General features: G+C 64.3%; 26 protein-coding genes. 14 read left to right on the top strand and 12 right to left on the bottom strand.

Features of this window, described 5'->3' with window-relative positions; genetic code table 11:
- The first annotated feature begins 55 nt into the window (after positions 1–55).
- Both Q0319_RS17980 and Q0319_RS17975 read left to right on the top strand, forming a co-directional pair.
- The gene (locus tag Q0319_RS17980; RefSeq protein WP_299454904.1) at positions 56–763 is read left to right on the top strand and encodes a glutathione S-transferase; all 708 of its coding nucleotides are present in this window, start codon (positions 56–58) and stop codon (positions 761–763) included.
- A 62-nt stretch (positions 764–825) separates the two neighbouring features.
- Positions 826–1,674, top strand: coding sequence for a peptidoglycan DD-metalloendopeptidase family protein (locus tag Q0319_RS17975; RefSeq protein WP_296465488.1), 849 nt, complete (start codon positions 826–828; stop codon positions 1,672–1,674).
- A 24-nt stretch (positions 1,675–1,698) separates the two neighbouring features.
- Here the strand turns inward: Q0319_RS17975 and Q0319_RS17970 are convergent, their stop codons facing one another.
- The gene (locus Q0319_RS17970; RefSeq protein ID WP_296465487.1) at positions 1,699–2,100 is read right to left on the bottom strand and encodes a DUF4168 domain-containing protein; all 402 of its coding nucleotides are present in this window, start codon (positions 2,098–2,100) and stop codon (positions 1,699–1,701) included.
- Between the two features lie 268 nt (positions 2,101–2,368).
- Positions 2,369–3,790, bottom strand: a complete 1,422-nt coding sequence (locus Q0319_RS17965; RefSeq protein ID WP_299454899.1) for an MFS transporter — start codon at positions 3,788–3,790, stop codon at positions 2,369–2,371.
- Here Q0319_RS17965 and Q0319_RS17960 point away from each other — a divergent pair.
- The 10 genes from Q0319_RS17960 to Q0319_RS17915 all read left to right on the top strand — a co-directional run bounded on the left by Q0319_RS17960 (position 3,768) and on the right by Q0319_RS17915 (position 15,660).
- The gene (locus tag Q0319_RS17960; RefSeq protein WP_299454896.1) at positions 3,768–3,998 is read left to right on the top strand and encodes a hypothetical protein; all 231 of its coding nucleotides are present in this window, start codon (positions 3,768–3,770) and stop codon (positions 3,996–3,998) included. The two genes, Q0319_RS17965 and Q0319_RS17960, sit on opposite strands and share 23 nt — an antisense overlap.
- Positions 3,995–4,306, top strand: a complete 312-nt coding sequence (locus Q0319_RS17955) for a hypothetical protein (RefSeq protein ID WP_296465484.1) — start codon at positions 3,995–3,997, stop codon at positions 4,304–4,306. The genes Q0319_RS17960 and Q0319_RS17955 overlap by 4 nt, the downstream gene beginning before the upstream one ends.
- A gap of 281 nt (positions 4,307–4,587) precedes the next feature.
- The gene (locus Q0319_RS17950; protein WP_299454893.1) at positions 4,588–5,715 is read left to right on the top strand and encodes an ABC transporter substrate-binding protein; all 1,128 of its coding nucleotides are present in this window, start codon (positions 4,588–4,590) and stop codon (positions 5,713–5,715) included.
- A gap of 75 nt (positions 5,716–5,790) precedes the next feature.
- Entirely contained in the window at positions 5,791–7,671 is a 1,881-nt protein-coding gene (locus tag Q0319_RS17945) for an ABC transporter permease (RefSeq protein ID WP_296465478.1), read from the top strand.
- Positions 7,672–7,673: 2 nt separating this feature from the next.
- Positions 7,674–8,531 carry an ABC transporter ATP-binding protein gene (locus Q0319_RS17940; protein ID WP_296465475.1) on the top strand — a complete coding sequence of 286 codons (858 nt, stop codon included), beginning with the start codon at positions 7,674–7,676 and terminating at the stop codon, positions 8,529–8,531.
- Entirely contained in the window at positions 8,515–9,297 is a 783-nt protein-coding gene (locus Q0319_RS17935) for an ABC transporter ATP-binding protein (RefSeq protein ID WP_296465474.1), read from the top strand. The genes Q0319_RS17940 and Q0319_RS17935 overlap by 17 nt, the downstream gene beginning before the upstream one ends.
- 16 nt (positions 9,298–9,313) lie before the next feature.
- A complete protein-coding gene (locus tag Q0319_RS17930; RefSeq protein ID WP_296465472.1) occupies positions 9,314–11,035 on the top strand; it encodes an FAD-binding protein in 1,722 nt (573 codons plus the stop codon).
- Complete coding sequence (locus tag Q0319_RS17925; RefSeq protein WP_296465469.1) at positions 11,032–11,400, top strand: 2Fe-2S iron-sulfur cluster-binding protein; 369 nt, start codon at positions 11,032–11,034, stop codon at positions 11,398–11,400. Before Q0319_RS17930 ends, Q0319_RS17925 begins: the two co-directional genes overlap by 4 nt.
- A 49-nt stretch (positions 11,401–11,449) precedes the next feature.
- Positions 11,450–11,992, top strand: a complete 543-nt coding sequence (locus Q0319_RS17920; RefSeq protein WP_296465464.1) for a winged helix DNA-binding protein — start codon at positions 11,450–11,452, stop codon at positions 11,990–11,992.
- Positions 11,989–15,660: a hydantoinase B/oxoprolinase family protein gene (locus tag Q0319_RS17915; RefSeq protein ID WP_299454886.1), complete on the top strand. Its 3,672-nt coding sequence runs from the start codon at positions 11,989–11,991 to the stop codon at positions 15,658–15,660. Before Q0319_RS17920 ends, Q0319_RS17915 begins: the two co-directional genes overlap by 4 nt.
- Before the next feature lie 36 nt (positions 15,661–15,696).
- On the opposite strand, the gene Q0319_RS17910 is transcribed toward Q0319_RS17915, so the two are convergent.
- From Q0319_RS17910 to Q0319_RS17865, 10 genes are all read right to left on the bottom strand, one after another.
- Positions 15,697–15,870, bottom strand: a complete 174-nt coding sequence (locus Q0319_RS17910; protein ID WP_299454883.1) for a hypothetical protein — start codon at positions 15,868–15,870, stop codon at positions 15,697–15,699.
- 50 nt (positions 15,871–15,920) lie between these two features.
- The gene (locus Q0319_RS17905; protein ID WP_299454881.1) at positions 15,921–16,904 is read right to left on the bottom strand and encodes a DMT family transporter; all 984 of its coding nucleotides are present in this window, start codon (positions 16,902–16,904) and stop codon (positions 15,921–15,923) included.
- A gap of 139 nt (positions 16,905–17,043) precedes the next feature.
- On the bottom strand, positions 17,044–18,240 hold the full coding sequence (locus tag Q0319_RS17900; protein WP_299454879.1) for an FAD-dependent monooxygenase: 1,197 nt from the start codon (positions 18,238–18,240) through the stop codon (positions 17,044–17,046).
- A 49-nt stretch (positions 18,241–18,289) separates the two neighbouring features.
- Positions 18,290–18,538, bottom strand: a complete 249-nt coding sequence (locus tag Q0319_RS17895; protein WP_299454876.1) for a tripartite tricarboxylate transporter substrate-binding protein — start codon at positions 18,536–18,538, stop codon at positions 18,290–18,292.
- Complete coding sequence (locus Q0319_RS17890) at positions 18,460–19,470, bottom strand: LysR family transcriptional regulator (RefSeq protein WP_299454873.1); 1,011 nt, start codon at positions 19,468–19,470, stop codon at positions 18,460–18,462. The genes Q0319_RS17895 and Q0319_RS17890 overlap by 79 nt, the downstream gene beginning before the upstream one ends.
- A gap of 353 nt (positions 19,471–19,823) precedes the next feature.
- Positions 19,824–20,324 (bottom strand): fumarylacetoacetate hydrolase family protein, encoded by a 501-nt coding sequence (locus tag Q0319_RS17885; RefSeq protein WP_299454871.1) that lies wholly within the window; start codon positions 20,322–20,324, stop codon positions 19,824–19,826.
- An 85-nt stretch (positions 20,325–20,409) separates the two neighbouring features.
- A complete protein-coding gene (locus tag Q0319_RS17880) occupies positions 20,410–20,706 on the bottom strand; it encodes a LysR family transcriptional regulator (RefSeq protein ID WP_299454869.1) in 297 nt (98 codons plus the stop codon).
- 8 nt (positions 20,707–20,714) lie between these two features.
- On the bottom strand, positions 20,715–21,914 hold the full coding sequence (locus Q0319_RS17875) for a multidrug effflux MFS transporter (RefSeq protein ID WP_296469021.1): 1,200 nt from the start codon (positions 21,912–21,914) through the stop codon (positions 20,715–20,717).
- Entirely contained in the window at positions 21,911–22,381 is a 471-nt protein-coding gene (locus Q0319_RS17870) for a MarR family transcriptional regulator (RefSeq protein WP_296469023.1), read from the bottom strand. The genes Q0319_RS17875 and Q0319_RS17870 overlap by 4 nt, the downstream gene beginning before the upstream one ends.
- Before the next feature lie 138 nt (positions 22,382–22,519).
- A complete protein-coding gene (locus Q0319_RS17865; protein WP_296469025.1) occupies positions 22,520–23,521 on the bottom strand; it encodes a tripartite tricarboxylate transporter substrate binding protein in 1,002 nt (333 codons plus the stop codon).
- Between the two features lie 197 nt (positions 23,522–23,718).
- Here Q0319_RS17865 and Q0319_RS17860 point away from each other — a divergent pair, with 197 nt between their 5' ends.
- Positions 23,719–24,666, top strand: coding sequence for an ABC transporter substrate-binding protein (locus tag Q0319_RS17860; RefSeq protein ID WP_299454866.1), 948 nt, complete (start codon positions 23,719–23,721; stop codon positions 24,664–24,666).
- A 26-nt stretch (positions 24,667–24,692) separates the two neighbouring features.
- A partial coding sequence (locus Q0319_RS17855; protein ID WP_299454864.1) for a tripartite tricarboxylate transporter substrate binding protein occupies positions 24,693–25,642 on the top strand: 950 nt, incomplete at its 3' end.

Here is a 25,642-nt window from a genome sequence, read left to right as displayed (position 1 = left end):
GCTTGCGCGAGCCGCCCGCCAGAGCAAGATAAGTAAATACTGCCAAGGAGCCGTCATGGGCTATGAATTCTGGTACTGGAACGGCATCCCCGGGCGCGGAGAATTCGTCCGGCTCGCCTTGGAAGCCGGCGGCATTCCTTACCGGGATTGCGCGCGCGAGGAAGCCGCCGGACCATCGGGCCTGGTCGCGGACATGATTGCGGACCGCACCCATCCGCCGTTCGCGCCGCCCTATCTCGTCGCCGACGGCATGACAATCGCGCAAACCGCCAATATCCTGCTGTTCCTCGGCGAACGCCACGGCCTTGCGCCCGCGGACCTTTCAGGGCGCCTGTGGGTAAACCAAATCCAGCTCACCATCGCGGACATGGTGGCTGAAGCGCACGACGTGCACCATCCGATCGCCTCCGAGCTCTACTACGAGGAACAAAAAACCGAAGCCCGACGCCGGGCCGAGCATTTCCGCGGTCACAGGATGCCTAAGTTCCTGGGGTACTTCGAGCGCGTGCTGACGAACGATGACGGCTGGGTCGGCGCGCCACGGTGGACTTACGCCGACCTCTCTCTCTACCACCTGGTCGACGGACTGCTCTATGCATTCCCCAAGCGCATGTCCACCCTCGCCCATCATTATCCCCGGGTCATGGCCCTGCACGAGCGCGTAAGCAAACTGCCCGAACTGCAAGCGTATCTATCAAGCGGTCGCCGGCTCCCCTGGGGAGATGGGGTGTTTCGCCATTATCAGGAACTGGACGCCAAATAACGGGTTTGCACGAGGTCCGCCACGACGCTACGCTTGGGCCATTGTCATCGTTATGCGCGCCCATGTCGTTTGCAATTTCCCTCATGCTGTTCGCCGCCGCGGCGCTTGCATCGATCCCGGCGCAAGCCGGGGGCTTCATCCAGCGCCTGCTCGATAAACCCGTTCCCGGCGGCGTAGCCGTGATCCCCCTGGGAAACGCCCCGACCGCACCGACAGTGACCTACCGCGGACACCGGACCATGGTGTTGCGTGACGAGGCGGGAGACTGGCTCGCGATCGTTGGCATCCCCCTCGACGTCAAGCCTGGCGTCCAGGCGATCTCCGTGCGCACCCCGGAAGGCACCCGCACCCTGGACTTCTCCGTACGCGACAAGACCTACGAGGCGCAGCACATCCGCCTCAGGAACAAGCGCCAAGTAAATCCCACACCGGCGGACCTGGCGCGCATCGAAAAAGAACTCGCGGAACAAACCGCCGCGTATCGCAGCTACCGGGAGCGCATCCCGAGCAACGTGCTTTTCGACAAACCGGTAGACGGCGGCCACTTGTCCAGCCCGTTTGGATTACGGCGGTTCTTCAACGGGGAACCGCGCAACCCGCATTCCGGCCTGGACTTCGCCGTCCCGGCGGGTACGCCCGTCAAGGCTCCGGCCGACGGCAAAGTGATCCTGGTGGGCGATTACTTCTTCAACGGCAAGACCATCTTCCTGGACCACGGCCAAGGCCTCATCAGCATGTTTTGCCACCTATCGTCAATCGACGTCAAACCTGGTCAGGACGTGGCGCGCGGCGGCATCGTCGGCCGGGTCGGCGCCACGGGCCGCGCCACCGGCCCCCATCTGCATTGGAACGTAAGCCTGAACGACGCCCGTGTCGATCCTGCAATCTTCATCGGCGCGTTCAAGCCCTGACTGCCTGCCGCGATACCGCCGCGACTACTTGGCCATTTCCCGGGCACGCTGGGCAAGCGCCGGGTTGCGCTCCAAGGCCTGCCCAATGCCGTTGAACTCGTCCACCGTCAAGCCCTCCGCATGCACGGCCTCGACCATTTTGTCGTCGGCTTCCTTGTGTACCTGCTGCTGGGCTGCGGCGTCCGGTGCCGCCTGCAACTTGGGCGTGTATTCCTGAGAGATGAGCCCGACCTTCTGCGCAGCGTTGACGAACTTACGCAGTTGGTCGTCGGAAACACTTTGCGCGGGCGCGGACGGCGGCGTCGGCGCAGCGCCCGGAGCTGGCGCCTGGCCGGCCGGCTGCGCAAAAGCCGCCGACGCCGCCGCGAGCAGCAAGGCGCCTGCGGCTGGAACGAAAACCCGCTTCAAGCCGGTCATGGATTTCATGAACTACTCCCTGTTCGTTTCTACACGCGCCCATGGTGCCAAGAGCGCGACGAACCGGAGGTAGCGATATGTATGCAATGCGACCATCTACCCGCTCACGCATCGTTACAACTGCTGAACCAAGCGCCCTCGGACTTGGCCCGCGGGTGGCGCAGCGCGCGCCATGCGGCGCGCTCCCCGCAGGACAGCCCCGCGGCCCCCGGCAAGCGTATTGAGCGCGCGGCTGCGAGGGCAGTTACATCTCGTGTCGAAACGAAGGACCCACGGACTAATGCGTGCCGTTGGATGGACCCGATACCTCCGCCTGCCGCCGGCGGCCGATCGTAGTCGGCGGAATGCATACGGTCGCTATCATGACGAGCAGCGACATGAGCAGCACGCCCCAGAACGTCCCATGCAGCGATTGCTGCATCGCGTGTTCGATGGCCGGGCTGACCCCCGCCCCGGACTGCAGTGCAGCCGTCAATTGCTCAGAACTGACCGGCGTGCCGTTCATCGCGCGCGACAATCCGAAATTGAACACGGCCCCCAAGGCCGCGGCGCCCAAGGTGCTGCCAAGATTGCGCGCGAAGATATTCGACGCGGTCGCACTCCCTCGTTCCGCAAGCCCCACGATTTCCTGGATCAGGACAAGCGAACACACTCCCATGAACCCCATGCCCAGGCCGACGACCAGCGAACCGGCGCCGGCCAGCACGGGCGAGTTGTCCGGTCCAAGCAGCAAGAATGCGCACGCGCCGATAGGCACGAGGATGCTGCCGGCAATCATCATGGGACGCAGGCCGTAACGCGGAAACACTTTCGCCGCGAAGGTCGAGCCCACCGGCCATCCCACCATGATCATGGTCAACGCGAGACCGGCCACCACCGGCGTGCGGTGCTGGACACCCTGCACGTACATGGGCAGGAAGGTCGTCAAGCCCATGATGACCATGCTGCCCAACAACATCGCGGCGTTGGCGGCAGCAATGGGACGCCGCCCCCATAGCGAGAACGAAACCATGGGGTCAGCCGCCCGCCGCTCCTGCGCAATGAACAGCACCAGCAAGACGAGGAACGCGCCCGTCGCGATCCACGCCCTCGTCGCGCGCCCGTCTCCGGCATCGGTCAGCGCGACCATCAACGCCGCAACCGCCCCCGTGAACAGTATGGCCCCGGGCACGTCGATCGAAAGCTGCCGACGCTCGCGGCGCTCATGGAGAAAGTAAATGAACCCCGCGCTGGCGAGCAATGCCACGGGAACGTTCATCCAGAATATCCACGCCCACGAAAAATGGTGAATGATCAAAGCCCCGAGCATGGGCCCCATGACGCCGGATACGGCCCAGACACTCGCGAGATAGCCTTGTATCTTGCCCCGCTCATGCATCGGATAGAGGTCCGCGATGATGGTCATTCCCACCGGCTGGATCGCCCCGGCGCCTATGCCCTGGATCAGGCGGAAAACGATCATCGATGGCATGGACCATGCGAAGCCCGCCAGGATCGACCCCAGCAGGAATGCCGCGATGCCTGCCAGCATCACCGGCTTGCGGCCATAGACGTCTGACAGCTTTCCGAACACGACCGTCATGGCCGTCTGGGTCAGGAGGAACGACGCGAAGACCCAGCTGTAGAGCTTGAGCCCGCCCAAGTCGGCAGCGATTTGCGGCATGGCGGTCGCGACGATGGTCGCCTCAATCGCGATCATGAACATCGAGGCCATGACGGAGGCGATGACCAACGGGCGAGACGAGCGTGCGGAGGCAGCGGACACGGTGCGGGTACCTAGCGGAGAACGAGTTGTAACCTTCGCGAGTGTATCTTGGTATACGCTGGATGCGGCGACGCTGGCGCTCGAAGGGATCGAACGGACCAGCAGCCTGAACGATTGCATGACGGCCGGGAGCTTTTCATGAAACATCACGACGCCAGCAAATTGACGCAACGTTGGAATACCCCGGCGGACAGCGTGCCGGCCGAGCCACTCACCCTGGCGGACTCACTTCCGGATGCGGAAGACCGAATGGGCAGCCGGGCTTGCTTGCGCAGCGCCGCGGATCCGAACGTGCTCGTCTACGCCAAACTGAAAAACCGGGTTTCGCTTGCATTCAATGCGGAGATCACAGGCTTCAGCCACGGCGCGCCGCAATTCGACGGGATGGAGATAGGCGACGAGATTTCGTTCGACGAAAGCTACATCGTCCGGTTCGAGCCAGGACGCTGATCCCATGGCGACTCAGGGAATGTATTGGCCGAGGACCGGAACCGCGTCGCCAGTGGCGGCCGCATGCGTTACCCGGACTCGAGCTGGCACGCTGGGCAGCCGCCCACATGAACCAGGAAGAGCGCGCGCGAGGGGCGCGAGCGATAGGCTTGCACCCCTCTAGCTTATAAGCTTATTAGTAACAATACGTTGATGTTTTATCGATGAAAGAATAACGTTGTCGCACTTGCAGCACCGCCGCGGGCGGTGCCGGTTTCTCCAACCATCGCTCGGGAACTGCTGTGCTGACGCGTACTTCAATCCGCCGCCTGCTGGCGGCCGCGGCCCTGTCCGGCCTATTGTCTGCCCCCTCCTTGGCCGCGGAACCGCCGATCACCATAGGCCTGTTTGCCCACCTGTCCGGCAATTTCGCCGAGTACGGCGCGAGCTTCAAGAACGCGGTGGAGCTCTACCTCGATAAGCTCAATGCCGAGGGTGGCATCAACGGCCGTCCGGTCAAGCTGGTGGTGGAAGACGACCGCAACTCCCCGCAGGAAGCGGCGACGGTCGCGCGCAAGATCGTTGCCACGCCGGGGGTGGTCTTGGCTATCGGATCCTGGTCCACCACGGCCTCGCTGGCTGCGGCCCCCATCTTCACCGAAGCGAAGATCCCGCAGATCAGCCCGACCTCCTCGCACCCCGACTTCAGCAAGCAAAGCCCGTATCAGTTCCGCCAGAACAATACCGACGACGTGCTGGCGCAGTACAACGCCGACACCATCCACAAGCAGCTCAAGGCCACTCGCATCGTCATCCCCTACTCGCAGGACGATTGGGGGTTATTCACCGTCAAGGCCACCGCGGAAGCCCTTGAGAAGGACGGTGCCCAAGTACTGTTGAGGGAAGCTGTCATGCCGGGCAGCAAGGACTTCCGCCCGCTGGTGAGCAAGATCAAGTCCCTCAGGCCCGACGGCGTTTTCCTGGCCCTGCCCTATCAGGAAGCGTCGATCTTCATCCAGCAGCTGCGCCAGGCGGGGGTGAATATCCCGGCGGGCGGCGGCGTACCGCTTACCTCGCCGAAGTTCATTGAATTGGCCGGCAAGGCGGCCGAAGGCGTGGTCGTACACAGCATCTTCTTCGCAGGGGATCCGTCCAAGAAAGCCTTCGTGGACGCATACCGCAGCAAGTACAACAAGACCCCGGACCAATTCGCCGCCCTGGCCTATGACGCAGCCGGCGTCGGGGTCGCCGCCATCCGGCGCGTGCTGGCATCCGGCAAACCCCTGACGGGACAAGCCGTTCGCGACGAGTTGGCCAACGGCCCGGCCTACGAGGGGGTAACCGGCGTGACCAAATACGAGAACGGCAACGTGCGCAAGGCTCCCACCTTCCTGGTCATCCGCGATGGCCAGTTCCAACTGAACCAATAATTCCATTCGAGGCTGTCGCCGGCCCGCCTTCCAGCGCGGCCGGCGACGGCCATTTGCAGCCTGCGCAGCTTACTCATGCTCGAGCTTTTCGCCAGTCAGATTCTCAACGGCCTTGCCATCGGCCAAGTCTATGCGTTGATCGCGCTTGGATTCTCGCTGGTGTTCGGCGTATCCAATCTCATCAATTTCGCCCAGGGTGCCCTCTTCATGGTGGGCGCCTTCCTCGCCTTTACTGGCGTCACTGCCTTCGGCCTCCCCCTGCCCGCGGCAGCTACGCTGTCCGTCGCCGGTGTCGCGCTGCTCGGCATGCTGCTCGAGCGCGTGGCGCTGCGGCCGCTGGAGAATGCTCCCTATATCGCGCCGGTGCTTTCCACGCTGGCCATCAGCCTCATCATCGAACAACTCGCCGAAATCCTCTGGTCGCCCGAGAGCCAGGCTTTCCCCGTCACCTTCGAGGAAACCACCTACTATTTCGGCAGCGCCTACGTCACCAGCACCGATCTCTTGATCTTCGGCTTCGGGGCGCTCGCCACCCTGGCACTGTCTGTGTTTCTGTCCCGCTCATGGTGGGGCCGGGCGCTACGTGCCACGGCGCAAGACCGCGATGCCGCCGCGCAACTCGGGATTCGCACCGGAACCGTCAAGAGCCTGGCTTTTGGCCTGGCCGGTGCGCTGGGGGCACTGAGCGGTATCCTGGTGGCGCTCTATTTCAAGAGCGTGTTTCCGCAAATGGGCCTGCCCTTCGGGCTCAAGGGTTTTGCCGCAGCGCTGCTGGGCGGCCTGACCAGCACGCCTGGCGCCGTGCTCGGCGGCTTGCTGCTCGGTGTGGTGGAAACGCTGGCGAGCGCTTATCTGGGCGAGGGCTCGCGCGATCTCGTGGCCTTTTGCCTGGTGCTGGTGTTCCTGGTTTTCCGTCCGCATGGAATATTGGGAGACCGCAGGCTCGATGCGCTCGGCGGGGCGAGCGGGGCGGCGGGCGCCATGCCGACCTCCAGCGTTCTGGCTTCGTCATCCAGCCAGCGTGGCACCGTACGCGCCTGGGAGCTTCCGCCCTGGGGATTTCTCGCCGTGGGCTGCCTGCTGGCGCTGCTGCCCCTCGTCACGCAAAGTGCCTACCTGCTGCAGGCCGTGGTCTACGGCATACTCTTCGCAGTGCTCGTGGCCAGCGTCAGCCTGGTCTCGGGTGCACTGGGCCTGCTGTCCATCGGACACGCAGCGTTCTACGGAGTCGGTGCCTACGCGGTGGGATTGTTGGCGCGCAATATGGGATGGCCCGCCGAAGCCGCCCTCGCCGGCGCCGCGCTGGTCACGGGGCTCGTTGCCGTCGTCGCGGCGCTGCCCTTGCTCAAACTGAGCGGCCATACCGCTGCGCTCGGCACGCTTGCAGTGGGGCAGATCGGCTACCTGGTGTTCATGAGCTGGCTCGACGTCACGCGCGGGCCCATGGGCTTCATCGGCATCCCGGCCCCTCGCCTCGCCCTCCTCGGCGGCCACGCATTGACCGGGCTGGCCGAAAAATTCTGGCTGGTGGCTGCCGTCGCCGGGCTCGCGCTTTTCGTTGCCCAGCGGGTGCTGGACTCCGGCATCGGCCGGGCGTGGCGCGGGATACGGGAAGATCGGCTGGCAGCGCATACCGCCGGCCTTCCGGTACATCGCTACATACTCCTGGCATTCGCATTGTCCGGTGCGCTTGCCGGTACTGCGGGAGGTCTCTTTGCCTATGTGCAGAGCGTCGTCAGTCCGGAAAGCTTCACTGTCAGCGCCTCCATCCTGATCCTCACCATTGCCGTGCTGGGAGGATTGGGCAATCTCACGGGGGCAGCGCTGGCCGGTTTCGCGCTGACGTTGTTGCCGGAACTACTCAGGCCATTCGCGGAGTGGCGCATGGTGGCCTATGGCATCGCGCTGCTCGTCATGCTGCGCGTCCGGCCGCACGGCTTGCTGGGAGCACGCTGAGCATGACTTACCCTTCCGAACGCGGTTTGCGCGTTGAACGCCTGAGCCGGCACTTCCGGGGCGTGAAGGCCGTGGATGACGTCAGCTTCACCGTAGCGCCGGGAGAAACCGTGGCGCTGGTCGGCCCCAACGGCGCGGGCAAGTCTACGCTCATCCAGCTGTTGAGTGGCGTGGAGCGGCCAACCAGCGGCCACGTGTACCTGGACGGCAAGCGCATCGACGGCCTGGCGCCAGAGCGGATCGCGCGGCTGGGGCTGGGCCGCAGTTTCCAGACGTCGCGGGTGTTCCCCATGCTCAGCGTCTGGGACAGTGCCATGCTCGGAACCCAGGCCAGCCTGCTCGCCCGGTCCCCTTCGGGAGGGTTGATCAATCCGCTGGCCGAGGTCGCAGGCGAGCTCTTCGGCTTGGCCGGATGGCGGCGCCGGCGCGAACGTGCGGAACGAGACGCGCGCGAGGCGCTGCAGCGTTTCGGCGACCGCCTCTGGCCGCGCCGCGGCCAGCCTGCCTACAGCCTGTCCTATGCCAATCGGAGGCGGTTGGAGCTGGCGCGCGTGCTTGCGGCTCGTCCGCGCTTCGTCCTGTTCGATGAACCCGCGGCCGGCATGAACCCGAGCGAAACCGCGGAGCTCACCGATTTACTGCTGGCGCTACGAGCCTCACAGCCCGAGCTCGGCATGGTCGTGGTCGAGCACAAGCTCTCGCTGGTACGCCGGATCGCGGACCGGGTGATCGTGCTCAACCAAGGGCGCATCCTCGCCTCCGGCGAACCTGGGGAAGCGCTGGGCCACCCTGAAGTCATCGAAGCTTATCTCGGCCGGGCACGCAAGCGGCCCGTCAATTCGGATGCACACCTTGGCTGATTCGTCTATCCGCCCCCTCCTCCACATCGATGCCGTAGACGTGCACTACGGCGCGGTCCAAGCCTTGTTCGGCGTCAGCATCGAGGTGCGTGCCGGAGAGGTGGTGTCGGTGCTCGGCGGCAATGCCTCGGGCAAGTCCACCACGCTCAAGTCCGTACTCGGGCTGGTGCGTCCGTCGAAAGGCCGCATCGTACTCGACGGGAAAGAAATCCAGGGCCTGCGCCCGGCAGACGTCATTGACCTGGGGGTAGCGAGCGTGCCGGAGGGCCGCCGCGTGTTCCCCGACATGTCGGTGCGCGAGAATCTGCTCCTGGGTGCCTATCCCCGGCGCCGCGACAAAGCGGCCGTCGCCGCAGACCTCGACGAGGTATTCCAAGCCTTTCCGCGGCTGGCAGAACGGCGCTCCCAGTTAGCCGGCACCCTGTCCGGGGGAGAACAGCAAATGCTGGCTCTCGGGCGCGCGTGGCTGCGCCGGGCCAGGCTCGTGTGCATCGACGAGCCGTCCATGGGCTTGTCGCCGAAGTTCGTGGACGCGGTTTACGAGGTGTTGTTCCGCTGGAAGGATGCCGGACAAACGATATTGCTGGTCGAGCAAAACGCGCGCATCGCGCTCGAACTGGCAGACCGGGCCTATGTGCTCCAACATGGGCACGTGGTGCTGCACGGCCGGGCCGCCGACCTTGCCGCGGACCCCGCTGTACAAGAAGCCTATCTGGGCGGAGAAGGCCCGGAAATGGTCCCCGCCCCCAACGGGCAAGACGCATGACGTCACGGAGCAAGATATGTCTGATTCCACCCTGCATACCCTCGAAACCGACGTGCTGGTGATCGGTGCCGGCGGTGCGGGCATGAGTGCGGCGATCGCCGTTTCCCAAGCCGGCAGGCTGGCGCTACTGGCCGACCGCAGCCTGATCGGTCGCGGCGGCGCGACGATCATGGCGCAGATGACGGTGGCCGCAGCCCTCGGCGAACAGGGGCCGGACCACTGGGAATACCATTTGCGGGACACCCTCGCGGCGGGACGGGGCCTGTGCAACGAACCGCTCGCCCGGCTGCTGTGCGAGGAGGGCGTGCAAGCCATTCGCCTGCTCGACCGCTGGGGAGTGGGCTGGGCGCGCAACGGCGAACGCCTGGCGCAGACCCGCGCGCCCGGCCACGATCGTCCTCGCTGCGTCTACGTGGACTATCTCAACACCGGGCCGGCCGTGGCGAAAACCTTGCGGGCCCAGGTCGCGCGCGAACCGGGCGTGCGACGCGTCGGGGACCTGCTGATAGTCGACTTGCTGCGCAAGGACGATCGCGTGGTCGGCGCCGTCGCACTGCACCTCGCGACGGGCGACCCCGTCCTGGTCCGCGCGTCGGCGACCATCATCGCGACCGGCGGACTGACCCGCCTGTATCGGCGCAACAGCGCGTCGCTGAACATGGGAGGCGACGGCTTTGCGTTGGCGCTGCGCGCCGGCGCACGGCTCATCGACATGGAATTCGTGCAGTTCTTCCCTATCGGTCATTTGGCGCCGCGCTTGGTCGGCTTCGACCCCATCATGTGGGATCCCTTCCGGTACAAGCTAGGCGGCAAGCTGCTCAACAGCGAGGGGGAGGAGTTCGTCGAACGCTACGGCAACCCAGCCGAGGAACAAGGCTATACCACCACGCGCGACGCCGCGACCTATGCCATCCTGAAAGAAGTCGAGGCCGGTCGCGGCTCGCCCTCAGGCGGGGCGTGGCTAAGCTTTGAGCACGTACCGGAACCGAAGCTGCGGGCTGCGTTCGGCCCCATCATCGACAAGCTCGCCAAGGCCGGCATCGACCTGACCAAACAGGCGATCGAAGTCGCCCCAATCGCCCACTATCACATGGGCGGCATACGCGTCGACACCGACATGGCTACCGACGTCCCAGGCCTCTACGCCGCCGGCGAAGCCGTGGGCGGCGCCAATGGCGCGAACCGGCTGTCCGGCAATGCCATCACCGAGGCCGTCACGTTCGGGCTGAGGGCCGGACGCTCGGCGGCCACGGCCGCCGAAGGGGCTTCCGCCCCGACATTGGCCGAGCTCAAGAAGCTGGCCGCCCCGACATTGGCAGCACTGGTCCCGCGCCCATCCGGACGAAGCGAACCGAATTCCGCCGCACTGATCAACACCTTGCAGGACGTGATGCAAACGCATGTCGGACCGTTCCGCACCGAGGCCGGCCTGCAGCACGCGCTGTCGGCGCTGGCTGAACTGCGGGACCGCGCCGGCGAGACGATACCGGGAGGCGGGCCGCAAGACCCCGTGCGCCTGGACTTCCTCGACCTGCGAAACATGCTGCTGGCAGCCGAAGCTGTGACACGCTGCGCGATTGCGCGCCGCGAAAGCCGGGGCGCCCATCAGCGAGAGGATTTTCCCGCGCAGGACGACGCCTGGACCCTGAACCAGATCATCGCCTGGCACGACGGCGCCTGGACCCTGGCCACGCAGCCGGTCCAGCGCCTCGCGGCCGGGCAGGAGGAAATCGCATGACCTCATCCCCCGCCCCCATCCGCCTGCGCATACAGCGGGCCAGCGCGGGTTCGCCCGCCCGTGAAGAGGAGTTCGAAGTTCCGCCCGAAGGGGCTGCTTCCTTGCTGGACGCCCTGCGCTGGATACGCATTCATCGCGACGACACGCTGGCTTTCCGTTACGCGTGCATCAACGCCAACGCCTGTAAAGAATGCATGATGCGGCTCGACGGAAAGGTAGTCTACGCGTGTCTCGCCAAACTCCAGCCGGGCGCCGTGCATACCGTCGCCCCCCTGCCCAACAAGCCGCTGGTGCGTGACCTCATCACCGAAATCGCGCCGCCCAAGGAACGGCTGTTCGCCGGAGATGACGAGGAGGAGGAATGATCGGCACCGGTCCCGAACTGGCGCGCCGCATCCCGGAGCGAGGCGCGGCATGAATGATCGCAAGCGCGAACCGGGCAAAGGGGTGGGCGAACGCCTGCGCATCCTGTCCTCGGCCCACCTGGCCACCGGCCCGCACGCAGAGCTTTCCGAACTGGAATTCGGCCTGATCATCGCGCACAACGCGTTCAGCCGTTGGGTGGTACGCTGCATGGCTGCGGCGGGCGAAGCCGAACTGGCGATCACGGACGTCCTGGTGCTGCATCACGTGCATCACCGCCAGCGAGGCAAGAAGCTCGCCGATATCTGCTTTACGCTCAACTACGAAGACACCCACGTCATCAATTATTCGTTGAAAAAACTGGCCGGCATGGGCTTGGTACGCGGAGAGAAAATCGGCAAGGAAGTCTTCTACGCCACCACGAACGAAGGCGCCGCGCTGATCGAGCGCTTTCGCGACATACGAGGACGCTGCCTGCTCCCCAGCATCGAAGGGGAACTGGCGGACGACGCCTCGCTATCAGACGTCGCGCGACGTTTGCGCATGCTCTCCGGGCTCTACGACCAAGCCGCGCGTGCGGCCTCATCGCTATGACCGCATCCTCCCGCCCTACTTCCTCCGACGATGCCCGCTGGGAATTCTGGATCGACCGAGGTGGCACCTTCACCGACGTGATCGGGCGCAGGCCCGACGGATCGCTGGTGACGGCCAAGCTGCTCTCCGAGAACCCGGGCCGCTATGAAGACGCCGCCGTGGAAGGCATCCGCCGGCTTCTCGGCCTCGCCCCCGGCGACCTCATACCCTCCGATCGCATCGAAGTGGTCCGCATGGGCACCACCGTGGCCACCAATGCCCTGCTCGAGCGCAAAGGCGAACGCGTGCTGCTGGCCGTTACCCGGGGTTTTCGCGATGCGCTGCGCATCGCCTACCAGAACCGCCCCCGCCTGTTCGATCGAGAAATCGTACTGCCTGAACAGCTTGCCAGCCTCGTGGTGGAAATCGACGAGCGCATGGCAGCCGACGGCAGCATCGTCGCCCCGCTCGACGAAGAACAAGCCCGAGCGGAATTGACCCGCGGGCGGGAACAGGGCTATCAGTCCGTCGCCATCGCGCTGATGCACGGTTACCGCAATCCCGCCCACGAACTGCGCCTGGCCGCGATTGCGCGCGAACTCGGTTACGTGCAGGTCTCCGTCTCACACGAGGTATCGCCGTTGATCCGTTTCGTGGCGCGTGGCGACACCACCGTGGTCGACGCCTACCTCTCTCCCGTCCTGCGCCGCTACGTCGATCGCGTCTCTGCAGCCCTGCCGGGCGTGCGCCTGCAGTTCATGCAATCGAGCGGGGGCCTGACCGACGCCCGTACCTTCCAGGGCAAGGACTCCGTCCTGTCCGGGCCGGCGGGCGGCATCGTCGGCATGGCCGGCGTTTCGGCCGCCGCGGGCTTCGACCGGGTGATCGGCTTCGACATGGGCGGCACGTCAACCGACGTCTCCCACTACGCCGGCGAATACGAGCGGACCTTCGACACCTTGGTGGCGGGTGTCAGGCTCCGCGCCCCCATGATGAGCATTCATACCGTTGCGGCGGGCGGGGGCTCCATCTTGCGCTTCGACGGCTCCCGGCTGAGAGTGGGCCCCGAATCGGCGGGTGCCGACCCTGGCCCGGCCTGCTATCGGCGCGGCGGACCGCTGACCGTGACCGATGCGAACGTGATGCTCGGCCGGATCCAGCCCGCCCACTTCCCGGCCGTCTTCGGTCCCGACGGCAATCAGCCGCTCGACGCCGACATCGTCCGGGCGCGTTTCGCCGAAATGGCCGAGGAGGTCTCGCGCGCGACGGGTCGCCTGGTCACGCCGGAAGCGCTTGCGCACGGCTTCCTTGAAATTGCCGTCACCAACATGGCCAACGCGATCAAGCTCATCTCGGTACAGCGCGGCTACGACATCACGCGCTATACCCTGACGACCTTCGGCGGTGCCGGCGGCCAGCACGCCTGCGCCGTGGCAGACGCCCTAGCCATGCCCCGCGTGCTGATACACCCCCTGGCCGGCGTGCTCTCGGCCTACGGCATGGGCCTGGCAGTGGCCACCGCGGTGCGCGAACGATCCGTCGAGCGGCGCTTCGATGCCGACGGCCTGGCCGAACTCAGCCGCGTGCTCGACGATCTCGGCGCCGCAGCATGCAATGAGCTGGTCGGGCAAGGCTCCAAGCCCGAAGAAATACGCATCGCGCAGCGCGTCTACCTGCGCTATGAAGGCACCGACACCGCGCTGCCGGTGCCCTTCGGGCAAGCGGATGCGATGCTGGGCGAGTTCGAGCGCGCCTATCGCCAGCGGTTCGCCTTCCTGATGCCGGATCGGGCCCTCGTGATCGACTCTGCGGTCGCCGAAGCGACGGCTTGCGGCGGTTTGCACGGCTCGAGGGCGGCGAATTTTTCCCGTCCTGCACGCCAAGCGGGCACCCGGCTCGAACCTCTCGGGCACGTTGCCATGCATGCCGACGAGGAATGGCGGGACGTGCCGCTCTATGCCGCATCAGACCTCCGCGCGGGCGACGAAGTCACCGGCCCCGCGATCATCTCCGACGCCAACGCCACGACTGTCGTCGACCCGGGATGGAGCGCAAAGGCCCTGGCCAGCGGCGACATCGTGCTCGAGCGGGCGCGCCCCCGGGCCCAACGCCGCGCGGTGGGCACCGAAGCCGACCCCGTCATGCTGGAGATCTTCAACAATCTGTTCATGTCCATCGCCGAGCAGATGGGGTGGCGGCTCCAGAACACGGCGCATTCGGTCAACATCAAGGAGCGGCTCGATTTCTCCTGCGCCATTTTCGACGCCCAGGGCGACCTCGTCGCCAACGCGCCGCACATCCCGGTGCACCTCGGATCCATGGGCGCCAGCGTGCGCGCAATCATCGACAGTGCGGGCGAGACGATGCGGCCGGGAGATGTCTACGTCCTCAACGATCCGTACGCCGGGGGCACCCATCTTCCTGACGTCACCGTCATCACGCCCATCTTCGACGAAAGCGGCTCCCAGGTGCTGTTTTACGTCGGTTCGCGCGGCCATCACGCCGACATCGGCGGGCTGACGCCGGGCTCCATGCCCCCCAACTCGCGCACCATCGAAGACGAAGGCGTGCTGATTACGAACTTCCTGCTCGTGCGCGACGGCAGGATGCGGGAAGCCGAGATGCGGGAATTACTGGCGAGCGCCCGCTATCCCGCGCGCAACATTGACCAGAACATTGCCGACTTGCGCGCCCAGGTAGCGGCCAACGAGAAGGGCCGGGAAGAGCTCATGGCCATGGTGCGCTACTTCGGCCTGGACGTGGTACAGGCGTACATGAAGCACGTCCAGGACAACGCCGAAGAGTCCGTGCGGCGGGCGATCAGCCGCTTGCGTGACGGCAGCTTCACCGTCACGCTGGACAACGGCGCGCAGGTCTGCGTGAAAGTCACCGTCGATCACGCCGCGCGTAGCGCGACGCTCGACTTCACCGGCACATCGGCGCAACTGCCCAACAACTTCAACGCGCCCCGCGCGGTGACCTCCGCCGCGGTGCTCTATGTCTTCCGCACGCTGCTCGACGAGGACATTCCGATGAACGCCGGAGGCCTGAAGCCGCTCACCATCGTGGTGCCGGAAGGCTCCATGCTCAATCCGCGCTATCCGGCAGCGGTCGTGGCCGGCAACGTCGAGACCTCGACTTGCGTCACCAATGCCTTGTACGGGGCCCTGGGCATCATGGCGAGCAGCCAGCCGACCATGACCAACCTGACCTTCGGCAACGCCCGGCACCAGTACTACGAAACCATCTCCGGCGGCTCCGGCGCGGGTGGCCGGTTCAACGAAGCGGGCGAGCTGATCGGCGGCTTCGACGGTACGTCGGTGGTGCAGACCCACATGACCAACTCGCGACTGACCGATCCGGAAGTGTTGGAATTACGGTTCCCGGTGCGACTGGAGCGCTATGAAATCCGCCGTGGATCCGGGGGCGCCGGCCGGTGGCGCGGAGGAGACGGCGGCCTGCGCACGCTGAGATTTCTCGAGCCCATGACAGTGTCCCTGCTCGCCAATGGTTGGCGCCACCCTGCCTTCGGGCTGGCCGGCGGAGAAGCCGGCGCGCCGGGCAAGGCGCGCATCTTGAGGACGGACGGCAGCGTCGAACCCCTCGACCATGCCGATCAGGCCGAGCTGCAAGCTGGCGACAGGGTGGAGATCGAAACGCCGGGTGGCGGGGGTTACGGGCGGATGTGATGGGGAAGGTGCGCCGCTGCGAATGCGCGGCGCGCCTTACAAGCAACCCACGGCAAAGCTGGAGAGGAGGCGCGATTCGGGTACGCCACCCGAATGGCAGGCCAGCCGTAGGATTGCCGCGTTGAGGAAACAGACGATCAGGAATGCGACGAGGACACGGACGAACCGCTTGAGCAATGGCCGGCCGGACGCGTCGTAAGAACTTTCCATGGGACGTTGCACTTAATTCTAATTGCTAAATACGTTACAACAATCCGCATTTAATCGCAATTTTGGCACTTTCCGACTTGTGGTAGTGCATCAGCCTTGCTCCCGCCGGCCTCGTTATTCCTCGAGCACCGCTCCTCGCTCGCGGCCACGTGTTCATCGCCCCGCGGCTGGCGGGTCACGACCAAGATCCCTCCCGCAGCAATGAGGCCCGCGCCCACGTACGTCCAGGCGTCGAGCGCCTCTCCCCAAAATATCCACCCGAACAACGCACCCCAAATCAGCCCCGAATAATCGAAGGGAGCCACCACCGCGGGCGGCGCCAGCCGGAACGCCTGCGTGACGAAGGTCAAGCCGAGCGTGCTGAATACAGCCAGGGCGGCCATGCCCGCGAATTGGGAGGCATCGATCGGTCGCCATACCCACGGCTGCAGTAGCGCGCTGGCAGCCACCTGGGCCACGACGATGTAAAACGCCGTCGTGGTCAGCCGCTCCTCAGCCCGGATGCGCCGCGCCGTCAGCATCATCACTGCATAGCCCACGGCTGCCGTCAGCGGAAGCAGCGCCGCAGGATGAAACCCGCCCCACCCTGGCCGCACCGTGACCAACACACCCGCAAAACCCATCCACACTGCGCACCACGCCCACGCGCCGACGCGCTCCCTGAGCACCACCACGGACAAGAGCGTCACGAACAAAGGGGCCGAAAAAGCAATGGCCGTCGCCTCGGCCAGCGGAATGTAGGTCAAGCTCAGATAGAAGCAAAACGCGGCAGCCACATTGATGGCGCCGCGGGCCAGGTGGAGAAAGGGATGAACGGTAACCAGGGATTGCAAGCCATTCGCACGTATCGCGACCAAGGCCACGAGTGGGGCGGCGATGACTCCGCGCATGAAAACCAGCTGCAAAGGCGAGAAATACTCGCCCAGCCACTTGGCAAAGCTATCGCTGACACTCAGGCAGAAACAGCCGAACAGGACGCACGCAATGCCCCGCGCGGCGGCGGGCGACCTCGTGGGGAATGCTGTGGCAGACAATAGGGGCTCCGCTGGGATGAAGATGAGAACCCCTATCATAGTGGCGGCGGGGACGCGCCTCCTCCGTGCGGAGGAAACCGGCGGCCTCCCCGCAACCCCGCGTTTTGCGTACCGGAAAGATTCGCAGCAATGGTCCTCTTTACGTCAGCAACCCGCACCGGCGCACGGAGGAAAGCATGGAAGCATCCAACAAGAACCGTCGCTGCGCGTCCTTGTCCCGCTCGAGTTCTTGCCAGCGTGCGACCAATGCCTCCCGCGAAACATTGACGCCCTTGAGTGCGTTGTAGTTGGCTTGCGTGTGTTTATGGATGGCTTGGATTGCCTCCGGCCGGCGCTGGGCCTCATACAGGCTGAGCACCATGGCCGGATCGTCCCAGTGGCCCGTCAGGTGCCGGAATAGGCTAACCGCGTCGTGCAGGCCTCCGTTCAGGCCCATGCCTCCCTTGGGGTTATTGAGGTGCGCAGCGTCGCCGACCAGCAAGGCGCGCCCCCTGCCGTAGGCGGCAGCCACGCGCTGGTGAACGGCATAGACCTTCTTTACCGCAATGTCGCGCGCATCGAAGCCAGCGATGAGCGGTTCCACCCGCGACCGGATATAGTCGCTCTCGAGGGCCTGCACATCATCGACCTGTTCCGGCAAAGGCAGGCTCAAGCGCCACATGTCCGGAATTCGCAAAATATGCGCGTAGTGCTCCGGGTCGGCGACGTAATTGACCGATGCCAGCCCCGGAATCAGCTGTGAGAGATCCGCCCGCGTCCCCAGGACCAAAATGCGCTCGGGATACGTGAATCCTTCGAAGGCAATGTCCAGGATGCGACGAGTCACTCCTCTCCCACCGTCCGCGCCGAACAGGTAGGAATAGGTCTCCTGCCGGGGGCTGCGCCCGTCGGTGACGGTCGCGGTGACGGCATCGTCGGCCATGGTAAAGCCCGTCAATTCCCAACCATATCGGACTTCGACGTTCGGAATCTTCTCTAGGGCACCCAGCAACCACTCTGACAACTTGAATTGCTCGCATTGCAGGCGATACGGGTGGCGCGTTTCATCCTCGATCAATGCATGGTCCAGCGTCGCGATAACGCCGTCGGACCATGTGCGGTATTGGACGATGGGGCACTTTATGCCACGTTCGATCAATGGCTGGGAAATGCCATAGGGCTCGAGCAGGTCGAGCGTGGCGGCATGGAAAGTGGAAGCCCTGTAGTCCTTCTGCAAGGCGGGATCCTTTTCCACGATCGTTACCCTGACACCGCTTGTTCCCAACAAGTATGCCAGGGTAAGCCCGACCGGGCCGGCGCCCGCAATCAGGCAGTTGGCTTGAGAACTTGACGACATGAATCAGACTCCAGTTGAAATGTAGGGACGCGAACTCGCGCTGACGGGCTTAATCGCGAACCGTCGCATCGAGCCGTTTTACGATGGCGCGAATCTTCTCGAACTCCTCGCGCACGAAGCCTTGGAATTGGTCGGCGTCCAGCGCTTCGACCTCGTACCCTTGCTTCTCCAAATCACTGCGGACCGCCGGGTCGCTGATGGTCTGGTTCACCGCACGGTTCAAGACGGCAATGACACTCTTGGGCGTGCCGCTGGGCGCCACGATGCCGTTCCACGAGCTAAACGAAAGATGGGCCACGCCCGCCTCCGTCGCGCTGGGAACGTCGGGCACTCGCGCAACGCGATTGCTTCGCGCCTGACGATCTCGAAGACGCGGCTTACGGCTGCACCGCCTTCGGACCTCAGGCTATGTGCAAGGTGAAGCTTCCAGCTCACGAGCGGGGACGAAAAAGGAATGGCCACCAACCTCCCCTGCTCGACCGAATAGTTCCAGGAGGTACTCAAACTCAAGAGGGCCATGCCCTGCCCGTACTCCACCATGCCCCTGATCGTCGATAGGCCATCGGCCTCGAACACCACGTTGGGCTTGAAGCCGTGGCCCGCCGCCAGTCGCTCCACGAGGACCCTGACGACATCCGGCTTGCGCGGCAGAATCAAGGGCACGCGGGAGAGGTCCTGTACTGCGCAAACCCGCGGCGGCCCCTCGATGCCGAAGTGCTGGAGCGCCAATCCCGGAGAAGAGAAGAGCACCAACCGCTCCGACATGAAAGGGAGCACACGGAAGCCTGCGCCGAGATCGGCGTTGTACGTCAACGCAACGTCGGCCTCGCCCCGAACCATCCAGCCATGTACGTTCGCAGCAGTTCCCTCCAACAGGTTCAGGCGCACGCGCGGTATCTCGAGCCGGCATCGCTCGACGATCCTCGGAGCGATCAGTCCCGCGGAGCGGCGCGGCAAGGCAATGCTGACCTCGCCGGCGGGGACCTGGATGGCGGAACTCAGATGCCGCTCCAGATAGTTGGCTTCCTCTACCAGCGCAAGTGCCCTTTGGAGAAATGCCTCGCCGACCGGCGTCAGCACCACTCCACGGGCGCGTCTTTCGAGTAGCACCGCACCGGTACGCTGCTCGAGCCGCCTGACCCGCTTGCTCAGGGCGGATTGAGCAATGCACAACTCCACGGCCGCGCGCGAAAAACTGCCCCGCTCGGCGACGGCGATAAAAGCGGACAAATCCTCGAGAAACAAGTGGCAGCCCCAGATGGCGTGAAGAACAGCCTTTGCATTGCGTACGCGTCAGCGTCGGCTCGTCCGGAAGCATCCCGCCTCTTCAAGAACGGGTTTGCCGGAAACCTCCAGGACCTGTGAACCGGCCTGGGCTGACACCCAGATCAGAAATCTCTACCGCGGGAATGTGTGCCGGGGTATCGAGCACGAACCGGCGCATCCCGTAGCGGCGCAATCCTTCATGGCACTACCCCGCCCGGACGAACTCATACGGCTTGTCGAACACCAGGTTTGCACCTTTCGTGCCCTGGATCACCTTTAGGGACATCCTACCGACATGCTGGACTTCGATCGTCACCTCATCCCCGGGCAGGACCTTGTCCACGCCCGCCGGCGTTCCCGTGGCAATGATGCGCATCCTCGGGCGCAATCTGGCGCCCCTGCTTGCCAATGATCAGCGCGATCTCGCATTCGTGATGGACTTCCCGCCCCGGCAAAGCCGGCAGCTCAATTTCATCCTGCGGGCCGACCAACGACGAATTTGCCTTCAGGAAATAGCCTTGCACGCTGGCAAGCCCCTTGGAGGCCATTTCCTTGGCATGGTCGTGATAATTGACGGGGTACGCCATCAACTTGTTCGGCCACGGAACCGGGGTCTCCAGGCGAACGGCCTCTAGCGGCACGCCCGCCTCGGAAGCCAGCATTTCCTCGAACCTGGCACGATGCTGGGCAAAATCGCGAATCAAGCGATTGACGCCAACGGGAGGCCATTGTTCGCCGCCGAACTGCTCGGTCACGTCGATGACCTTGGCGCCATCCGAGATTCCCAGGCGCCCATGGTTGAACCGCAGCACTTTCATGACGAAGTCATCCTCGCAACGTAATTATTTTCGATGCGTGGATTTAATCAGTGCCGCCCCCCCTTCACAAGGCAGGAGATATGAGCTATCTCGAAAAGAGAACCTTCGGGCTACACCCCTTTCCGCCGAGAGCACGACCGTAGCGAGGTCCTCCGGCGATGGGGCCGGCCAATTCGCAGGCCAACTCAGTCGGCTGGACCCCTGTCGACGTTTTGGTAAATAACGGATCACCGAAGTGGCGGCGCAGCTTTGCGAGGTCGTAGCTCACCATGGATTGGCTGCGCCCCAGCTTTTCTGCGGCCTTGCTGACGCTGCGGCAGTCGAAAACATGCTTGAAAACGAGTAGTAGATTCAGGTCGATGTTTTCGATGCCGGATTTCATGGCTGTCTCTATTCTTCTTTCTTGGGTAACGTGGCAAGCCGGAAGGCGAGTAACGCCGACACCGTCAGGAAGACCTGAACCACGCCGCAGGAGATAGCAGGATCCGCGCCATACCCGACCAGCATGGTTCCGATCGCCCCCGCCCCCATCTGGCCGAAACCGTACAGCCCCGCAGCCGACCCGATCAAGCCCGGGGCCACGGACAGCGCCCGCGACAAGGCGGCGGGACTGGACAGCCCGCAACCGACGGTGAGCGTGAAAGTGATGGCGATCAACCACGGAATGTTCAGCCAGCCCAGGGATTGCACGATCAGCAGCAGGCAGGCCATCGTCAAACTCAAGCCGGCGCCCGCGTATAAAAAGCGCTCGACTTTGATGCGGCCCACCAGGCGCCGGGTGAGCGCCGACCCCATGCTGGCGCCTACGATGGTGACTGCAGCGAACCAGCCAATGTGCGAGATGGGCAAGTGCAACTGCTCGTGCACGATGTAGGGCGCTGAGGCGAGATACGGATAAAGCGCAGTGCTGGAGCACGCACCGCCCACCGCGAATCCGACAAAGCGCCGGTTGCTCACCAATCGGGCGTAGTCCTTGGCAATGGTGCCGAAGGCCAACGAGGCCCGGTTCAGGTTGGTTTCCGGCAGGAGCTTCCAAGCACACAGCACCATCACGCTGGCGATGCTCACCAGGAATACGTACACGGCGCGCCAGCCGAAGCTGTCGGCTAGGAAGGATCCGACGATGGGAGAAAGGCCCGGCCCGACCAGCGTGAGCAGATTGAGCAGCGCGAGGTCTTTCGTGGCGCGTTCGGGCGTGGAGATGTCTCGCACGATCGAACGCCCGAGCGTGATGCCAGCAGCGCCCCCGAGCGCCTGCACGAGCCGTGCCGCCAGTAGCCACTCCAGCGACGTCGCGAACAAGGCGAAAACGCTTGCGGCGAAGTACAGCCCCAATCCGGCCAACAGCGTCGGGCGGCGACCGATCGTGTCGGAAATGGGACCGTAGATCAATTGGCCGAATGCCAGGCCGAGGACGTACAGGGTAATGGTCTGCTGCATCCCCGAAGGGCTCGCGCCCAGGTCGGCTCCCGCCAGCGGCAAGGCAGGCATGAAAATGTGCATGGCCATCGTGCCGCTCAACGTGACCAGCACTAGCAGCCACAGCGGCGCCCGGACGGCGGGGGCGAAGGGTTGGCCCGCGGCGCTCATTCCTGCACCTCGAAACGGCGCACGATCTTGCCCAGCACCTCACGGGTAGTCTGGAGCTCCTCGGCCGTCAGCCCCTCCAGGATGCGGGCTTCGATCTCCATGCTCTTGGCCACGATGCGCTCAGCCAGGCGCCGGCCCTGTAGCGTGAGGCGGATGGATTTCGCACGACGGTCATCCTCAGCGGTTTCCCATTCCACCAACCCCATGTCGCGCAATTGCGTCAGGATCCGCACGAGCGACGATTTCTCCAGCGACAGGCGTTCGGCCAAATCCTTTTGGCGAACGGCTTGGACCGGCCACTCGACGAGCGCAAGCAATGGGGCGCACGTGGCATCCGTGAGCCCCATGGCCTTGAAATCCTGGGTCACCTCGCGGCGCCATTTACGAAACACCGCGCCGATCAGGCTGCCGAAACGCGCATGGGCATGCGGCTCGCCTGGCGATGAAATGGAAGAATTAGGTTGCATGCGAACCATTTTTCCTCAAAATTAGTTCGCATGCAACCTATTAGGGCAGCAGCCTGGCTAGCCCGCGAGATGGGCCACATTCGCCATGCGCGACACTCGACCGTCACCTCAACGAGAGCGATGACGCCTTGCGCTAGTTCAGTTGGGCTGCAATCCGATCTGGCGGATGATCCTGCCCCACGTCTCCGTCTCGCTCTTGAGCTGCTCTCGCAACACCTGCGGCGAACCGGGGCTCGGACGGGCATTCATGCGATGCAAGCGGGCAACGGTTTCCGGATCCGAGATGGCCTGGATACTGGCTTCGTTCAGGCGGGCCACCACATCGGTAGCCAGCCCTGCCGGACCGAAGACGCCCCACCATGACCCGAGGTTCAGCTCGGGGAGCGGCAACCCGGTCGCCTCGGACAAAGTGGGAATTTGCGGATATTGCTGCGACCGCTCGGTCCCCGTGATCGCCAGGGCGCGCAAATGGCCCGATTCCAGATAGCCCTCCGTGCCGCTGAGCCCCGTCATGACCATGGAAATTTGCCCTCCTGCCAAATCGGTGACGGCGGGCCCGGAGCCTTTGTAAGGCACCTGGCGGATCTCTACCTTGGCGGCGAGCTTGAACACCTCGAATCCCAAATGCCCAAGATTGCCGTTCCCCGCCGTCCCGTTGGTCAGTTCGCCGGGATGGGCATGCGCAAAGTCGATCAAATCGCGTACCGACTTGAACGGCGTTTTGTTGGGATTGACCAGCAAAGCGAGCGGCGCATGGCCAACGGGAACGATGGGAGTCAGATCCCGCATGGGCTGGAACGGCATGTCGCGGACCAAGCTGGGGTTAGTGGCCAGCGTCAAATCGCCGAACAAGAGCGTGTAGCCGTCGGGCTTGGCGCGCACGACCTCCATCCCGCCAATATTGCCGTTCGCCCCCGGCTTGTTGTGGACGGCAATGGTCTGCCCCAGGCGGCGCCCCAAGGCCTGGGCATACTGGCGCGCGAGCAGATCCGTGGAGCCGCCGGGCGCATAGGGAACGACCAGGTTAATCGTGCGCGAGGGATAGGGGTCGGCTGCCCACGCACCAGGGACGGCATTCAGGCTCAGCAGCGCGCCGGCGAGCGCAAGGACGCGACGCCGAATAGGAGGACGGGGGTTCATGGTCTCGGAGCAGGGTTGTTGTTTGCGCCGATTCTAAGGAAGCGTCACCCCCGCGCCATTCCGAAATGAGATGGGTCATATCACGCTTACCAGGCCATCAGGCCTGGCCGCAGGCCCAATAATAGGAGACTGAATCCGTCCACTGATGTGCCATGCCTCGTCTCAAACTCACCTTTGCATGTGGTCGCTTCGACCGAATGGAAGCTTTACGCAGCGGCGAAGTCCAACCCGAAGGCATCGAGTTGAATTACATCCCCATCGAAGACTCGCGCGAGACCTTCGATCGCATGGTAGGTGGCCTTGAGTTCGACGTGTCGGAACTCTCGAGTTCCGAATTCATCACCATGACGGCACGCAAGCAGTGCCCGTTCGTCGCCCTGCCGGTATTCCCGTCGCGCGCCTTCCGGCACGGCCACATCTACATCAACCGACGAGCCGGGATCCAGGCGCCACGGGACCTGGCCGGGAAACGCATCGGCGTCACGCTGTACACGCAAACCGCCGCAATCTGGATACGCGGCCACCTCATGCACCAATATGGCATTGACCTGGGCGGGGTTCACTGGGTACAAGGTGCCGTCGAGAAAGCCGGCCCCCATGGCCAGCCGCCCGTTGTCCCCCTGCCGCCCGGCGTATCCATCGAGCAGAACGAAACGCCCTATTCGCTGAGCGAGCTATTGGCGCGTGGAGACATCGACGCGCTGATCGGCTCACGCAAACCGGAATCGCTCGACACCAGTCCGGACGTCGCACGCCTCTTTCCCAACTATCGCGACGTAGAGCGCGAATTCTACGAAGAAACGGGCATATTCCCGATCATGCATCTCGTTGCCATGCGCCGCGAACTCTACGAGGCGCATCCCTGGGTGGCCAGCAGCCTGTACAAAGCGTTCGTGCAATCGAAACGATTGGCGATGCGCCGGCTGCGCTTCTCCGGCACGCTGGCAACCATGTTGCCATGGCAATGGAATGACGTGGAGGAGATCGACGAGGTTTTCCACGGCGATGCCTTTCCCTACGGCGTAGACGCCAACCGCACCACGCTGCAAGCGCTTGTCCAGTACATGCACGAGCAGCGTTTCATTCCCGAGCCTGTGGCCATTGACGATCTCTTCGTCCGCCTACCCCACGACCTCGGTACCTGATTCATACCGTTTTTCTGGAGACATCCATGGACAAATTCAAGACAACGATGCTGCGCATGATAGGCGCCATCGGCGGTCTGGCCGCATTGACGCCGGCCTACGCCCAAGCTTCCTTCCCTGACCGGGCCGTCACCCTCGTCGTCCCATACGCCCCCGGCGGGCCGACGGACATCCTCGCCCGGCAGCTGTCTGCCGAGCTGAGCAAGACCCTTGGTCAACCCATCGTGGTCCTGAACAAGCCGGGCGCCAATGGGAATATCGGCGGCATGGAAGTCGTACGTGCGAATGCGGACGGCTATACGCTCTTGTTCGGCGACCTGACCCTCGCGACCAACCCGAGCTTGATGCGGGAAATGCCCTTCGATCCGCTCAAGGACTTGCGCGCCGTCGCATCGGTAGGCATTGCGCCCCTTGCCCTGGTGGTGCACCCTCGCGTTCCCGCCAAGAGCCTGCCCGAGCTCGTCGCCTACGCCCAGGCCAATCCTGACAAGCTGACCAATGGCACCGCAGGAAACGGCAACCTGACCCACCTGGCAGGCGAAGTCCTGAAAAAAGCCGCCGGCATCACCATGCAGCAGATTCCCTACAAGGGCTCGGGCCCGGCCTTGACCGACCTGCTGGGCGGGCAGATTTCCATGGTCATCACCGGGCTGAGCAGCTCAATCGGTTACATCAAGGAAAATCGCGTACGTCCCCTCGCCATCACGGGCACGAAGCGATCCCCCCTGCTCCCTGACGTGCCGACCTTCTCCGAAGCGCTGGGCAAGCCGATGCCCGAATTGGCCCTCGGTTCTTGGTGGGGCGTTTTCGCACCGGCAAAAACCCCCGACACCGTGGTACAAAAGCTCAATGATGCGATAAACGCAACATTGCGCTCCCCCGCGCTCACCCAGCGCCTGGCTGACCCGGTGCGCGACAAGCCCCGCCGTTCAGGGCGGGGAAGGATAGCGCGGACGGCGCAGCCGTCCTTGTCTTT

The organism is uncultured Pigmentiphaga sp. (assembly GCF_937950555.1).
Classification (GTDB): Bacteria; Pseudomonadota; Gammaproteobacteria; order Burkholderiales; family Burkholderiaceae_B; genus Pigmentiphaga.
This window is presented reverse-complemented; position numbering and strand designations above follow the sequence as displayed.

Excerpts from the sequence above, each read along its gene's own strand:
- Q0319_RS17935 (WP_296465474.1), top strand. The coding sequence starts at position 8,515 with ATGCACACCTTGGCTGATTCGTCTATCCGCCCCCTCCTCCACATCGAT.
- Q0319_RS17885 (WP_299454871.1), bottom strand. The coding sequence starts at position 20,324 with ATGAAAGTGCTGCGGTTCAACCATGGGCGCCTGGGAATCTCGGATGGC.
- Q0319_RS17860 (WP_299454866.1), top strand. The coding sequence starts at position 23,719 with ATGGAAGCTTTACGCAGCGGCGAAGTCCAACCCGAAGGCATCGAGTTG.
- Q0319_RS17980 (WP_299454904.1), top strand. The coding sequence starts at position 56 with ATGGGCTATGAATTCTGGTACTGGAACGGCATCCCCGGGCGCGGAGAA.
- Q0319_RS17920 (WP_296465464.1), top strand. The coding sequence starts at position 11,450 with ATGAATGATCGCAAGCGCGAACCGGGCAAAGGGGTGGGCGAACGCCTG.
- Q0319_RS17865 (WP_296469025.1), bottom strand. The coding sequence starts at position 23,521 with ATGAACCCCCGTCCTCCTATTCGGCGTCGCGTCCTTGCGCTCGCCGGC.
- Q0319_RS17925 (WP_296465469.1), top strand. The coding sequence starts at position 11,032 with ATGACCTCATCCCCCGCCCCCATCCGCCTGCGCATACAGCGGGCCAGC.
- Q0319_RS17870 (WP_296469023.1), bottom strand. The coding sequence starts at position 22,381 with ATGCAACCTAATTCTTCCATTTCATCGCCAGGCGAGCCGCATGCCCAT.
- Q0319_RS17970 (WP_296465487.1), bottom strand. The coding sequence starts at position 2,100 with ATGAAATCCATGACCGGCTTGAAGCGGGTTTTCGTTCCAGCCGCAGGC.
- Q0319_RS17955 (WP_296465484.1), top strand. The coding sequence starts at position 3,995 with ATGAAACATCACGACGCCAGCAAATTGACGCAACGTTGGAATACCCCG.
- Q0319_RS17910 (WP_299454883.1), bottom strand. The coding sequence starts at position 15,870 with ATGGAAAGTTCTTACGACGCGTCCGGCCGGCCATTGCTCAAGCGGTTC.
- Q0319_RS17915 (WP_299454886.1), top strand. The coding sequence starts at position 11,989 with ATGACCGCATCCTCCCGCCCTACTTCCTCCGACGATGCCCGCTGGGAA.
- Q0319_RS17975 (WP_296465488.1), top strand. The coding sequence starts at position 826 with ATGTCGTTTGCAATTTCCCTCATGCTGTTCGCCGCCGCGGCGCTTGCA.
- Q0319_RS17880 (WP_299454869.1), bottom strand. The coding sequence starts at position 20,706 with ATGAAATCCGGCATCGAAAACATCGACCTGAATCTACTACTCGTTTTC.
- Q0319_RS17960 (WP_299454896.1), top strand. The coding sequence starts at position 3,768 with ATGGTCGCCTCAATCGCGATCATGAACATCGAGGCCATGACGGAGGCG.
- Q0319_RS17945 (WP_296465478.1), top strand. The coding sequence starts at position 5,791 with ATGCTCGAGCTTTTCGCCAGTCAGATTCTCAACGGCCTTGCCATCGGC.
- Q0319_RS17900 (WP_299454879.1), bottom strand. The coding sequence starts at position 18,240 with ATGTCGTCAAGTTCTCAAGCCAACTGCCTGATTGCGGGCGCCGGCCCG.
- Q0319_RS17965 (WP_299454899.1), bottom strand. The coding sequence starts at position 3,790 with ATGATCGCGATTGAGGCGACCATCGTCGCGACCGCCATGCCGCAAATC.
- Q0319_RS17875 (WP_296469021.1), bottom strand. The coding sequence starts at position 21,914 with ATGAGCGCCGCGGGCCAACCCTTCGCCCCCGCCGTCCGGGCGCCGCTG.
- Q0319_RS17940 (WP_296465475.1), top strand. The coding sequence starts at position 7,674 with ATGACTTACCCTTCCGAACGCGGTTTGCGCGTTGAACGCCTGAGCCGG.
- Q0319_RS17930 (WP_296465472.1), top strand. The coding sequence starts at position 9,314 with ATGTCTGATTCCACCCTGCATACCCTCGAAACCGACGTGCTGGTGATC.